Below are 12,926 nucleotides of genomic sequence, written 5' to 3'. Positions count from 1 at the left end.
TGATGAGATCAGTCGTATTTCCAATGTTCCGTTCAGATTTCACCCCGATTAGGCTGGTGGATATCCTTCAAAGGGTGCCGGAGAATGACTGGAAATGGGTCCTTCTTGATTTTGATGGAGCCGGTCTCATGCCTCGCAGGATGACTTTCCATCAGCTGGAAGAGGAGCTTGTTCACAGAGAGGGGGGAGTGGAGCTCAGTTGGCTGGAGTTAAAGGATTTTTCTGAGGGCCTGTGGGAAGAGATTGACATGAGGATCGTTGCCGTTGACTGGGGTGCTCGTGTCGAGTTCGACACTTTCCTTGATTCGGGTTTCTATGTGGCGATTGAGGCGCGAGATAGTGGAGAGTGGGAGGCTTGGGAGGGGGCGCTTGAAGGCTTTGTGGGGTCATTGGAGATGGATTTTTGTAAATAGGTTCTAGCTGAGTATCCCCAGGCGGTCATCGCCGCCAACGTCGACGACTCCGCGCTTCTCCCAGAAGAGGTCAACCATGTCGCTGCCGACGCCTTCAGTCGACATGGGGGAGGACTTCGATTTCGACGACGCCCAGGAGATGCACCGCCGTCTGCCGCGACTCGCCGCGCTGTTCATCCCTCACCGTCCGCATCCGTGCCCCTGACGGGGCCGGGAAGCCGTAGGCTGGCCGCGCGAGATGTCCATGTATCGGGTGCTTCGGGGCGGTAGCGGTCGCGAAGGACCGAAGACAGAGCGAGGGGTCGGGTTCCTTGGCGACCGGGGAGGACGCGCGGATCGCCGCGCTGGAGCGGCACGTTCGGGAGTTCTGGCACGGGCACGCCGTGGACCCCGTCACCTGGGACGAGGCGCCCATCCTCGACCTGGTACCCGGCTTCACCACCTACCGTGTGGCGCCCAGGAGCGCCGGTGAGGCCTGGGTCTACGTCACGGCGGGTTCCTCTGTTCACCAGGCCGGGGGCGGCACGGAGTTCTTCCTCATGTCACCCGTCGCCGCTGACGAGCACGCCGAGACCCTGGCCATGGTGAGCCACCTGCACTCGTTCGAGGAGTACCGCCTCGACGTCGGCTCAGTCATCGACGTCGGCGGCCCGTGGACGGACGGCTCCCGCATGGACCACCTGCTGGTGAGCCTCCCGTACCCGTACGGACCCGCCCTGGAGTGGGCGCCCGAGGAGAGCGGGGGAGCGCGGTTCCTCTGGCTGCTGCCGATCCACCGCAGTGAGGCGGCCCTCATCGGAACCGAGTCGCTCGACGCCTTCGAGGAACTCCTGGAGGCGGAGGGCGTCAACGTCCTGGACCTGGACCGCGCCCCTCTCGTCTGAAGGCACGAGGGCCCGCCACCCCGGAGGGCGGCGGGCCTCGCGGACGGTCTCAGGTCAGCCGCGCGGGTCCGCGACCTCGCTCACGGCTCCCTCGACCCGGTAGTCGTCCAGCGCCGTCACCACGTACGCGGAACCGGGCCCCTCGTCCGTGTTCTCCGGATCCTCCAGCGAGGTGCCTCCGGTCATCCCCACCAGGTTGTCGGCCGACAATACGTCGCAGTACCTCTCCGGATCGCCCGAGCCCGCGAGCTCCGCCTCCTGCGTGTCGAGGCGGTACACCGCGTAGAAGCGCGCGTCCTCGACCTTCTCCCACTCCACGGTGGTGTGCCCGTCGGAGACCTCGGCGCTCACCCCGTCCACGGCGCCCACCAGGGGCTCGCCCGCGCGGGACCCGTCGGCCAGGGGCGGCAGCGCCGGGTCCTGGTAGTACTCGTCGGCCAGGTGCCGGTAGGCGTCCTCGGCCACCTCGGTCAGGGACGTGAAGGAGAAGTAGACGTCACCGTCGACCTGGGGGTTCCCGGAGGAGTAGTCCAGCTGCCTGGTGAGCGCGTCCTCGTCGGTCCACCCCCTGTCGCCGACCCGGTACGCGCCCTGGCCGATGTACAGGTCCACATCCGTGTCCTCGACCTGCTCGGCCCACCAGTCGGTCAGCTCCTCGTACCCGGCGACGTCGAAGCCCCGCTCCCAGTACAGCTGCGGGACGATGTAGTCGACCATCCCCTCCCGGACCCAGGCCCGGCTGTCGGCGTGCTGGGCCTCGTAGGACTCCAGCCCCGAGGTCGGCGATCCCGCCGGGTCGCTCTCGGCGTTGCGCCAGATGCCGAACGGCGAGATGCCGAAACGCACCCAGGGCTTGGTCTCCTCGATGCGCTCGTGCACGCCGCTGACGAAGTCGTTGACGTTGTCGCGCCGCCAGTCGTTGCGGTCCTCGAAGTCCCCGCCGTGCTCCTCCCACGACTCGTCGTCGTCGAACTCCCCGGCGCCCTCCACGGGGTAGGGGTAGAAGAAGTCGTCGAAGTGCACGCCGTCGACGTCGTAGCGCTCCACCACGTCCATGACGACCCTGGTCACCCACTCCTGGACCTCGGGGTTGCCCGGGTCCAGGTAGCCCTGGCCGCCGTGGCGGATCATCCAGTCGGGGTGCTCCTTCACCGGGTGGTCCTCGGCCAGCTCCGCGATGTCGGAGTCCATTCCGACCCGGTAGGGGTTGAACCAGGCGTGCAGCTCCAGGCCGCGCGCGTGCGCCTCCTCCACGGCGTGCTCCAGCGGGTCGTAACCGGGATCGCCGCCCTGCTCGCCGGTGAGGTACCTGGACCACGGCTCCAGGTCCGACTCGTAGAAGGCGTCGGCGGTGGGGCGCACGTGCAGGAAGACCGTGTTCAGGCCGAGCTCCACCGCCTCGTCCAGGCGCTGGTGCAGTTCGTCCTTCTGCTCCTCCTCGCTCAGGCCGGGCTCGGAGGGCCAGTCGATGTTGCCGACCGTGGTCAGCCACGACCCGCGCATCTCCCGCTTGTCCTGCGAGGCCTGGCACCCGGCCGCGCCGGGCCCGGGCGCGGGTGAGGAGGGGCCGTACGTGGCGCCGACGAGGGCGTATCCGGACAGCATGAGGCCCGAGGCGGCGGCCGCGGCCACCCACCGGGAGCGCCAGCGCGGTGAGAGGCCGGCTCGTCGTCCAGGGGTCACGTGAACTCCTTCGAACTCCTCCGAACTGCGTTGACGTCCGGTCGACGCCACGTCGGGGATCAGGGTAGGTGAAGAAGTAACGTTTTGGACAACGCTTGGCGGATTGGTGGTTCGAATCTCACCTCGTCGGGAAAAGCAACCTTTCGCCCTGGTGGCCTCCTCCACGTTCCGGGAACCGGGGAAGGTCCGACTCAGGAGGGGACGAGCGCACCCGCGAGCAGGAGCACCGACAGGAGCGCGGCGACGGCTCCGGCCGCGGTCAGGTAGTGGTGGGGCCGCTTGGGCCCGGGCATCCACCTGATGACCACGAACACGGCGGTCAGGGCCGTGACCCCGATCGGCAGCAGGATCCGCCAGGTGCCGTCGAAGGAGTCCAGGGGCAGGTAGGGGTTCGCACCGTACAGCGACAGCACCAGCGCCGGGAGCCCGATCACGGCCGCCCCGGCCCCGACCGCCAGCGTGAACCGCTCCTGCGCCACGGCCCCCTCCGCCACCGCGAAGCTCGACATGCCTCCCAGCAGTGCCTGGAGTCGGTCCGCCTCCTCGTTCAGCTCGCGCTCCATCGCCTGGCAGTGCCGTACGCCCGCGCGCAGCCGCGCCTCCCACGCGGGCGCCGTATCCGCCTCCACGCCGTCGCGCACGCGCAGGTAGGCCTGCCTGTCCCACACCCAGACCCCCAGTGCCGCACGGATCGCCTCCAGGGCCTGGTCGCGCGCGCGGCCGACGGCGGTGGAGAGTTCGACCGCGGCGGCGAGCAGGGGGCGCAGCGGCCCCTCCGTCCGCCCCGCGAGGTGGTCGGCCATGCGCTGTTCCAGCTCGTAGCGCAGCTCCCGGAGCCGGAGCACCTCGTTGCGGGAGGACTCGGCGAAGGCCTTGGCCATGGTCACCGCCATGGAACGCTCGTCCCCGACGACCGTGTGGGCGGGCCTGGCCAGGGAGGCGGTGAGCTCCTCGTCGGCGTCCCCGGAGGCGGACCGGTCCTGGTGCCAGCCGTCGTCCTCCGACCACACCGCCTGCACGGCCAGGGCGACCTCGGGCACGGCGTCCCGCCCGGTACGGACGCGGATCCGGCCGACGACGACCCGTCGCCGTCCGGGAGGTCCCAGCACCCTCAGCAGCGGAGCGGTGAGCACCACCCGGGAATCCGAGGAACCGGACACGTCCCGGTCGGAGGGATCCCCGGTGACCGGGAGGCCCTCGTGTACGATCCGGGCCTCGACCCCGTGTCCCTCTCTGCGGGGCTCGCCCGCGAGCACCAACCGCTGACCATGCCTGAGTTCCATGGCAGAAGACACTATTGCCCCGGCCTGTCGGGGTTTCGCGGGACCCCGGCTGAAACATCCTGGCCCGGGACCGCGATGCCCCCCGCGTTCACGCGCGGGGCGCCGCCGTGGACTCGCGCACCACGAGCCGGGGAGGACTGATCGCGGGAGCGTCGACCGGCGCGCCGTCGAGTTCGGCGACGAGCGTGAGCGCGGCCACGCGCCCGAGCCCCACCAGGTCCTGGCCGACCGTGGTCAGCCGCGGCTGCACGAGCGCGCCCAGGGGCAGGTCGTCGTAGCCGACCACCGACAGGTCCCCTGGCACGTCCAGCCCGCGCCTGCGCGCCGCGCTGATCCCCGCGAGCGCCATCATGTCGTTGGCGTACAGGACCGCCGTGGGCCGCTCGTCCAGGGACAGCGCCTCGTCGGTGGCCGCCGCGGCGCCCTCGGCGGTGAAGTCGGAAGCCGTCAGCAGGACGGTGGACAGTGTGTGCCGCCGTGCCGCCTCCTCGAAGATCCGGCGGCGGAAACCGGTGTGCACGCGGTCCTCGGGGCCGCAGACGTAGGCCACGCGCCGGTGGCCCAGGGAGGCCAGGTGCTCGACCGCCTCGGTGAGCCCCCGTTCCTGTTCCGGGGCCCGCACGGTGGGGACCGGATCGTCCCGCCAGGGCGTGCCGATCAGCACCGCGGGCAGTCGGAGCCGCCGCAGCAGGTCGAAACGCACGTCGCGGACCAGGCTCTCGGTGAGGATGACGCCGTCGACCCGGCGTTCCTCGGCCAGGCGCCGGTAGGCGCGCCGCTCGGCGTCCTCCTCCTCGCCCACGATGTGCAGCAGCAGGCCGTAGTCCATGGGCGCGAGCTCGCGCTCGATACCCGAGATCAGCACGCTGAAGTGCGGGTCGAAGGACAGCAGGTCCGGCGAGCGGCGCGAGACCATGCCGATGGCCCGGGTGCGCGCGCTCCGCAGTGCCACGGCCGCGGCGGAGGGGGACCACTGGAGCTTGTCCACAGCGTCGAGGACGCGCCGCCGGGTGGACTCGGCGATGCTGCCCTTGTTGTTGACGACCTTCGACACGGCCGAGACCGACACCCCCGCCAGCGCGGCGACGTCGGAGATCGTGGGGCGGCCACCGGCCCTGCGGGCGGCCATCAGCGCGTTTCCGGGCGGGGCGGGGCACCGGGGACTTCCTCGCGCACCAGTGCCGCTCCCTTCGCGATCGCAGGACTTTCCGTTCCCTCCCGCCGGGGCTCCCGGGCGGAGGTCTACGGCGGTGGTCGGGGGCGGCCAGGCTACCGGACCCGGCCGCGGCGCCGGACGAGGACGGAGTGTCCGGCGCCGCTCCGGTGGTCTTCCGGGAAGCTGCTCGGGAAAACGTTTGATTCCCTGACGATGCACAAGGTACTCGAATCCGCAACAGATATCCAGCCCTCGACACCTCCTTGAGAAAACGATATACCTACTAGGCAGGCACACTCGAAGGGAAGGTCGGAATGAGGCGCAACTCGGCCAAGCTCGGCACGCCCGACCAGCCCCGGAACTGGGTCGGAGTCAACTTCTGGTCCCGCACCGGGGGACCGCTGATGTGGCGCCACTACGACGGCGCGGTCATCGACGAGGAACTGCGCGTCCTGCGTGACCACGGCATCACCCTGACGCGCAGCTTCCTGTACTGGCCCGACTTCCAGCCCGGACCCGACACCCTCGACCCCCGCATGCTGGAGAGGTTCGACGACTTCCTCGAACGCCACCGGGCCCTGGGCATGGGCACCATCCCCACGTTCGTCGTCGGGCACATGTCCGGGCAGAACTGGGACCCCGCCTGGCGGGAGGGCCGCGACGTCTTCTCCGACGACTGGTTCGTGGAGCGCCAGACCTGGTACGTGCGGACCCTGGCCGAGCGCTGGAAGGACCACGAGAGCGTCGCCGGGTGGCTCCTGACCAACGAGATCCCCATCTACGCGGACTGGCGGAGCCGCGGCATCGGCACCCTGGACCACCGCGCGGTCACCGCGTGGGCCCGCACCCTGGTCGGGGCGCTGCGCGAGGCGGGCGCGACCCAGCCCGTGTCCGTCGGCGACGGCGCGTGGGGCGTGGAGACCACGGGCGCCGACAACGGCTTCCGCGTGCGCGAACTCGAACCCCTCGTCGACTTCCACGGTCCGCACGTGTACCGGATGGAGAACGACCCCGTCCGGCAGAACCTCGGCGCGGCCTTCACCTGCGAACTCCTGGACCTGGGCGGCAAACCGGTGATCATGGAGGAGTTCGGCGTGACCTCGGACTACACCTCCGAGGAGAACGCGGCGCACTACTACCGCCAGACCCTGCACAACACCCTCCTGGCGGGTGCCACCGGCTGGATCCCGTGGAACAACACCGACTACGACGCCCTGTACGAGCAGGAGCCCTACAGCCACCACCCGTTCGAGATGCACTTCGGCGTCACCGACGACCAGGGAAGGCCCAAGGCGCAGTTGAGGGAGGTGCGGGAGTTCACCGACCTGCTGCGGCGCGTGGACGCCCCGCGCCTGGAGCGCCCGGACACCCGCGTCACGCTGGTCGTCTCCTCCTTCCTGGAGCGGATGTACCCCTTCACCCAGCCCGAGGACGCGACCAGCGTCCTGGCGCACACCCGGCAGGCCTACGTGGCCGCGCGCGAGGCCGACCTGCCCGTGGGCGTCAGCCGGGAGGCGGACGGCCTGCCCGAGGACTGCGACCTGTACCTGCTGCCGTCCGCCAAGCAGCTCACCGCGCCCGCCTGGCGCCAGCTCGTGCGCCGGGCGGAGGAGGGCGCCACGGTCTACGCCTCCTACTTCGTCGGTGAGCACGGAACCCAGCGGGGGCCGTGGTGGCCGAAGCTGGACGAGACCTTCGGGGTGGTCAAGCAGCTGCGCTACGGGCTCACCGACCCGATCGAGGACGACCGGCTGCGCATGACCTTCCGGTTGGATTTCGGTGGTGTCGGCGCGGGCGAGACACTGGAGTTCCCCGTCGCGGGCACCGAGCACTCGCGGACCTTCCTGCCGGTCGTGCCCGACGGCGCCGAGGTCGTGGCCACCGACGCGCACGGGCGTCCCGCCCTGCTGCGCAGGCGCGTCGGACACGGTCAACTCGTGCTGTGCACCTACCCGCTGGAGCACATGGCCGCCCTCACCCGGGCCGCCAACCCCGAGCCCACGTGGCGGCTCTACGACGCGCTGGCGGCGGAGGCGGGGGTTCGGCCGGGGGTGAGGGTGGCGGATCCGCGGGTCCTGGTGGGCACGATGCGCCACGAGGACGGCCGGGAGTTCGTCTGGTTCGTCAGCCAGCACCCCGGACCGCTGGCCGCCGAACCCCTCGTGGACCGGGGGCGCCTGGCCGACCTCGACGGGGCCGGGGTCGGCGGGGTGGACCTGCCCGCCTACGGGGTGAGGGTCCTCCAGCTCCTGCCCTGAACGTCCGGAACGCCGTGTAGCCCGGCTTCGTGGGCGTGCCACCCGCACGGCCCGTTACCGGCCGGACCAGCGCCGTCCTGGCCGCGGCCGTGGCCCTGGCCGGTGCCACCCGCACGGCCCGTGACCGGCCGCCCCACCGACCCACACGAGGAACCGCCCATGAAGATCGCCTCCGCCGACGTCATCGTCACGTGCCCGGGACGCAACTACGTCACCCTGAAACTCACCACCGAGGACGGCACCACCGGACTCGGCGACGCCACCCTCAACGGCCGCGAGCTCGCCGTGGTCTCCTACCTGCGCGACCACGTCTGCCCCCTGCTCGTCGGCCGCGACTCCCGTCGGATCAACGACCTCTGGCAGTACCTGTACCGGGGCGCCTACTGGCGGCGCGGCCCGGTGACCATGACCGCGATCGCCGCCGTGGACTGCGCCCTGTGGGACCTGCTCGGCAAACGTCTGGGCGTGCCCGTGCACCAACTGCTCGGCGGCGCGGCCCGCGAGGGCGTCATGGTCTACGGCCACGCCAGCGGGGGATCGACCGAGGAACTCCTGGAGTCGGTCGGGGGCTTCCTGGACCGGGGTTACCGGGCGGTGCGCGTCCAGGCCGCCGTGCCGGGGTTGGACAGCACCTACGGGCTGCACGCCACGGGTACGGGCGACACCTACGAACCCGCCGACGCCTCACTGCCGACCGACAACGTCTGGCACACCCCCGCCTACCTGGACTTCGCCCCGAAGATGATGGAAGCGGTGCGGGAGCGGTTCGGATACGGCTTCCACCTGCTGCACGACGTGCACCACCGGCTCTCCCCGCTGGAGGCCGCCCAGCTGGGCAGGGCGTTGGAGCCCTACCGGATGTTCTGGATCGAGGACCCCACCCCGGCCGAGGACCAACAGGCCTTCCGTACCATCCGCCAGCACACCACCACCCCGCTGGCCGTGGGCGAGGTGTTCAACTCGATCTGGGACTGCCAGCACCTGATCACCGAGCGCCTCATCGACTACGTCCGCACCTCGGTCTCCCACAGCGGAGGCATCAGCCACCTGCGCCGGATCTTCGACCTGGCCGACCTGTACGGGGTGCGCACCGGCTCGCACGGGGCCGGGGACCTGTCCCCGGTCTCCTTCGCCGCCGCGTTGCACGTGGACCTGACCGTGCCCAACTTCGGTATCCAGGAGTACATGGGGCACCTGGAACCGGCGAGTGAGGTGTTCCGGACCTCCTACACCTTCGAGGACGGGTACATGCACCCCGGTGACGCGCCCGGGCTGGGGGTGGAGATCGACGAGGAGGCCGCGGCGCGCTATCCGTACGAGCCGAGGTACCTGCCGGTCAACCGCCGTATGGACGGCTCCATGCACGACTGGTGACCGGTGTGGTCCTCCGGGCGTCGCGCGACCGCGGTGCACTCCCCGCCGTCCGCGGGGGCGGGCGCCGGGGACGGGGCCCGACGAAGCGCGCCGGACACCGGACCGGATACCGGACCGGACACCGGCGTCCTACGGGTCCGTCCGTTCGCCGCGACGTGAGCGGACCGCCGCGGCGGCGTCGCGGAGCAGGCCGGGCGCCAGCCGGCGGTGGATGGCGGACAACGGGGACCACAGCAGACGGCCGAGGGCCCGGTCGTAGCGCACGCAGGTCGCCAGGGACACCCGACCGTCAGCCGCCCGTACGAGGAGGTTGTCGGTCATGAACCGGGAGGCGGCCTCCAACCGGATCCAGTCCGCGCCGCGTTCGGCGATCCGCCATCCGGCCACGGTGTGCGGCGACCGCCCCCGGCTGAGCCGCAGACCGAGCAGGCCGCGCCAGATGAAGCGTTCCGCGACGCTGGGGACGTCTCCGAACATCGCCCGGGCCCATTCCTCCGGTGTCGCGTCCACGGTCGTGGTGAGGGTGAACATGTCGACGTAGTGCGGATCGGGCAGCGAACTCAGGGCGAGGACGGAAGCGGGGACCTCGCGCCTGCCCACGGCGCCGTCGACGGCACCCGGGGCGCCGGTGGGCGAGGCGCCGGTGGGTGGGGTTTCGGTGGGCGGAGCACCGCCCCCCTGCTCCAGGCGTTCGCGGTCCCGCCACGCGCGTTCCCACTGCCGGGTCAGCGCCGGGTAGACGACGAGGTGCCGGAACGGGGCGATGGCGGCCATGTACAGCTTCCCGAACAGGCCGTTGGGCTTGACCAGGACCGCCATGCGCAACTCGTGCTCGCCACGGCCGGTCGGCACCCACCCGAGGTGCATGACCGTGTGGACGGTCCTGTTGGCCAGTTCGCGGGCGCACTCGTCGTCGACCTCGTACACCGGGGTGAGTGGGGCGCTCACGGGGCCCGGACCGCCCGACAGTTCGCGGAGGTCGTTCGGCACGCGGTCCCGCAGCGTCGGGACCCGCGCCCCGACGCCCGCCCCGGGTCCGTCCCACCCGAGGAGGGCGCCGAGCTTCCAGCGCAGCGCGAACAGGAACCGGGCCGACGGGGCCTGCTGCGCGGGTCCGCCGGCCGCCCGCAGCGCTGCGAGCATCGCGGGGAAGTCGTCCGGCCCGGCGCCGGGGGCGCGGAACGCCCACACGTCCTCCAGCCGGAAGTCGCGGGTGAGTTCGTGGATCCGCCACGGCCGGTCGGTGTGGGCCGAATCGGGGAGTCTCATGGCTGTTACCGCCTTCACCGCTCGGGAGGGGGACGACGTCTCGCCGCGGCCATCCGTTCGGACCCGTTCCGACGGCGCGCAACCCGTGGTCGTCCCGCCTCTCCCTCCCTGTATACGCTTGCGTACAAGTCGAGGCTACAGATCATATACGGCTGCGTATATTCCAAAGGCTTGTGAGGTGGGTCACATAGTGGGTACTGCGCGCACACCGCGTGACAGGTGGGTCGAGGAGGGGCTGCTGGTGCTGGCCGACGGCGGCCCGGACGCCGTCCGTGTCGAGGCGTTGGCGAAGCGGCTCGGAGTCACCAAGGGCGGTTTCTACGGGTACTTCGCCGACCGCGGCGCGCTGCTGGAGGCGATGTTGGACACCTGGGAGCGGGAGAGCACCGACGAGGTGATCGCCCGCGTCGAACGCGAGGGCGGCGACCCGAAGACCAAGGCCCGGCTCGCGGGAGCACTCACCTTCTCCGGCGACCGCCTGTTGCCCATCGACCTGGCGATCCGCGACTGGGCCCGGCGGGACGAGGCGGTCGCCGACCGGCTGCGTCGGGTGGACAACCGGCGCATGGAACTGCTGCGCGAGACGATGTCCACCTTCTGCTCCGACCCCGAGGAGATCGAGGCCCGCAGCCTGCTCGCGTTCTGCGCGGCGATCGGCGCACACTTCCTCGCCGCCGACCACGGCGGCCGGTCCCGGTCCCGGGTCCTCGCCCGCGCCGCCGACCTCCTCCTCAACCCGGACGGTCCGGGCCCCGGAGACGCCTCTGACCAGTACGGGTCACCCGAGGGGACGGGCTGACCGGACACGCGAGGGCCGCGCAGCCGCGCGAACTCGCCGACCGCCTCGGAGGACACGCGTCGCTCGGAGGACACGCGTCGCCGGTCGTGTGGGTCGTCGGCGGCTCCCGGAAACGGAACCCGGTCCCCGGAGCGAGGAGGTGGTCTTTCCTAGGCTGGCGGCATGCTCGTACGGAACCGTTGGATCGTCCTGTCGGTGGCCATGGTGGCGCAGGTGGCCAGTGTGTCGGCGATGTTCGGCGTTCCCATCGTCCTGCCGCAGTTGCGGGAGGCCTTCGGCGTCACCACGGCGCAGGCCGGAGTGCTGGCCGGACTGCCGTCCTTCGGTCTGCTGCTCACGCTCCTGCTCTGGGGCCTGGTGATCGACCGGTACGGGGAACGGCCGACGATGGCGCTGAGCCTGGTCCTCACCGCGTGCGCGCTCGGCCTGCTCTGGGCGGTCTCGGGGCTGTGGGGCGCCGTGGCGGTCCTGCTGCTGGTGGGCGCGGTCGGCGGGCCGGTCAACGCGGCGAGCGGGCGCCTGGTGCTGTCCTGGTTCTCGGAGAGGGAACGCGGTCTGGCCATGGGTATCCGCCAGTCCGCGCTGCCCTTCGGCGTGGGCGTCTCCGGTCTGGTGCTGCCCTGGGCGGCCGACGCATGGGGGTTCGTCGGGGCGATGACGATCCCCGCCGCGCTCGCGCTCCTCGCGGTGCCGTTCGTGCTGGCGATGCCCGCGTCCGCCCCGGATCCGACCCCGGGACGGGCTCCGGACGGGGCCCCGGGTCCGGGGACTGCCGGGGACGCCGCGCCCGCCGACACCGCCGCTGCGCCTCCTTCGGAGGAGTCGCCCTACCGGCGCTGGACCATCTGGCGGGTGCACGCGGTGAGCATGCTGCTCGGGGTCCCACAGATCGCGATGATGACCTACGCGGTCATCTATCTGGTCCAGGAACAGGGCTGGGNGGCCCCCCCCGCCGCAGGGGCGGTCGTCGCGGCGGCGCAGGTGCCCGGTGCGGCCGGGCGCCTGCTGCTCGGGGTCTGGTCCGACCGGATCGGTGACCGGATGCGTCCGGTGCGGTGGCTGGCGGCGGTCTCGGGGACCTGCCTGGTGCTGCTCGCGGTGGCGCCCCACGCATGGGAGTGGACGGCGGTGCCGCTGGTCCTGGCCTGCCTGTCCCTGACGATGTGGCACAACGGCCTGACCTTCACGTCGGTCGCGGAGATCGCGGGAACCTCCTGGGCGGGACGGGCCCTGGCGGTGCAGAACTGGCTCCAGGCCATCAGCACGACGCTGACCCCGGTGCTCATGGCGGCGGTGATCACCCTCGCGGGCCTGCCCCTCGTCTTCGCGGCGAGCGCGCTGTTCTCCGCCGCCGCCATCGCGGTGGTCCCGGCCCCGCGACGCTCCCACGGCGCGACACGTGCGCCGGTGTGACCATGGCAGTAACCGAACTGGGGGAAGGCGGCCAACGGTTGGGGTTCGGGGATGGTGGGCCTCTGCTGCGGTGGCACCAGCTGCCGCGAGGTGGGACAGGCCACGGGCAACGCTTGATGGGGTTGGGTGTCCGGGCTCTGCTGCGGTGGCAGTAACGGCGAGCGGGTCCTCCGGTCCCGAGTAGCGGTGCTGTCCCCGGTGGTGAGGGTTGGCGACGGTCGCACCAAAGGCGGCGGGTGTCTGGGGGCTGCGCCCAACGCCCAGACCGATGATGGTGACGGTAGCGGCGATGGCACCAACGGCGGCGGGTGCCTGGGAGTTGCGCCCAGCGGCCAGGCCGATGATGGTGGCGGTAGCGGCGTCGGCACCAACGGCGGCGCAGCAGCGCGGTCCA

11 protein-coding genes are annotated in these 12,926 nt (G+C 71.3%); 7 read left to right on the top strand and 4 right to left on the bottom strand.

What is annotated here, in order from left to right:
- The first annotated feature begins 2 nt into the window (after positions 1-2).
- The 3 genes from D455_RS0127710 (at position 3) to D455_RS0127700 (ending at position 1,297) form a co-directional block, all read left to right on the top strand.
- Entirely contained in the window at positions 3-413 is a 411-nt protein-coding gene (locus tag D455_RS0127710) for a hypothetical protein (RefSeq protein WP_152487169.1), read from the top strand.
- A 76-nt stretch (positions 414-489) separates the two neighbouring features.
- Positions 490-618 (top strand): hypothetical protein, encoded by a 129-nt coding sequence (locus D455_RS35970; RefSeq protein WP_275040916.1) that lies wholly within the window; start codon positions 490-492, stop codon positions 616-618.
- Between the two features lie 106 nt (positions 619-724).
- The gene (locus D455_RS0127700; RefSeq protein WP_017573907.1) at positions 725-1,297 is read left to right on the top strand and encodes a suppressor of fused domain protein; all 573 of its coding nucleotides are present in this window, start codon (positions 725-727) and stop codon (positions 1,295-1,297) included.
- A 54-nt stretch (positions 1,298-1,351) separates the two neighbouring features.
- Here the strand turns inward: D455_RS0127700 and D455_RS0127695 are convergent, their stop codons facing one another.
- From D455_RS0127695 to D455_RS0127685, 3 genes are all read right to left on the bottom strand, one after another.
- A complete protein-coding gene (locus tag D455_RS0127695) occupies positions 1,352-2,980 on the bottom strand; it encodes a glycoside hydrolase family 10 protein (protein WP_449289327.1) in 1,629 nt (542 codons plus the stop codon).
- 191 nt (positions 2,981-3,171) lie between these two features.
- Positions 3,172-4,263 (bottom strand): hypothetical protein, encoded by a 1,092-nt coding sequence (locus tag D455_RS0127690; protein ID WP_026123044.1) that lies wholly within the window; start codon positions 4,261-4,263, stop codon positions 3,172-3,174.
- Positions 4,264-4,351: 88 nt separating this feature from the next.
- The gene (locus D455_RS0127685; protein WP_017573904.1) at positions 4,352-5,392 is read right to left on the bottom strand and encodes a LacI family DNA-binding transcriptional regulator; all 1,041 of its coding nucleotides are present in this window, start codon (positions 5,390-5,392) and stop codon (positions 4,352-4,354) included.
- A 341-nt stretch (positions 5,393-5,733) separates the two neighbouring features.
- Between D455_RS0127685 and D455_RS0127680 the strand changes: the two genes are divergently transcribed.
- On the top strand, positions 5,734-7,677 hold the full coding sequence (locus D455_RS0127680) for a glycoside hydrolase 5 family protein (protein ID WP_017573903.1): 1,944 nt from the start codon (positions 5,734-5,736) through the stop codon (positions 7,675-7,677).
- Between the two features lie 159 nt (positions 7,678-7,836).
- Positions 7,837-9,051 carry a D-mannonate dehydratase ManD gene (gene manD / locus D455_RS0127675; protein ID WP_017573902.1) on the top strand — a complete coding sequence of 405 codons (1,215 nt, stop codon included), beginning with the start codon at positions 7,837-7,839 and terminating at the stop codon, positions 9,049-9,051.
- 129 nt (positions 9,052-9,180) lie between these two features.
- Here the strand turns inward: manD and D455_RS31920 are convergent, their stop codons facing one another.
- Positions 9,181-10,320 carry a DUF2867 domain-containing protein gene (locus D455_RS31920; RefSeq protein ID WP_017573901.1) on the bottom strand — a complete coding sequence of 380 codons (1,140 nt, stop codon included), beginning with the start codon at positions 10,318-10,320 and terminating at the stop codon, positions 9,181-9,183.
- Between the two features lie 190 nt (positions 10,321-10,510).
- Between D455_RS31920 and D455_RS0127665 the strand changes: the two genes are divergently transcribed.
- Together D455_RS0127665 and D455_RS0127660 are read left to right on the top strand one after the other, a co-directional pair.
- Positions 10,511-11,119, top strand: a complete 609-nt coding sequence (locus D455_RS0127665; protein ID WP_017573900.1) for a TetR/AcrR family transcriptional regulator — start codon at positions 10,511-10,513, stop codon at positions 11,117-11,119.
- Positions 11,120-11,281: 162 nt separating this feature from the next.
- Positions 11,282-12,532, top strand: coding sequence for an MFS transporter (locus D455_RS0127660; RefSeq protein WP_017573899.1), 1,251 nt, complete (start codon positions 11,282-11,284; stop codon positions 12,530-12,532).
- Positions 12,533-12,926: the final 394 nt, after the last annotated feature.

Source organism: Nocardiopsis halotolerans DSM 44410 (assembly GCF_000341065.1).
GTDB lineage: Bacteria > Actinomycetota > Actinomycetes > Streptosporangiales > Streptosporangiaceae > Nocardiopsis > Nocardiopsis halotolerans.
Note: the sequence above shows the minus strand (reverse complement) of the source record. Positions and strands in the feature narration are given on the sequence as shown.

Coding starts and splice junctions, on each gene's coding strand:
- D455_RS0127710 (WP_152487169.1), top strand. CDS start 3: ATGAGATCAGTCGTATTTCCAATGTTCCGTTCAGATTTCACCCCGATT.
- D455_RS35970 (WP_275040916.1), top strand. CDS start 490: ATGTCGCTGCCGACGCCTTCAGTCGACATGGGGGAGGACTTCGATTTC.
- D455_RS0127690 (WP_026123044.1), bottom strand. CDS start 4,263: ATGGAACTCAGGCATGGTCAGCGGTTGGTGCTCGCGGGCGAGCCCCGC.
- D455_RS0127685 (WP_017573904.1), bottom strand. CDS start 5,392: ATGGCCGCCCGCAGGGCCGGTGGCCGCCCCACGATCTCCGACGTCGCC.
- D455_RS0127680 (WP_017573903.1), top strand. CDS start 5,734: ATGAGGCGCAACTCGGCCAAGCTCGGCACGCCCGACCAGCCCCGGAAC.
- manD (WP_017573902.1), top strand. CDS start 7,837: ATGAAGATCGCCTCCGCCGACGTCATCGTCACGTGCCCGGGACGCAAC.
- D455_RS31920 (WP_017573901.1), bottom strand. CDS start 10,320: ATGAGACTCCCCGATTCGGCCCACACCGACCGGCCGTGGCGGATCCAC.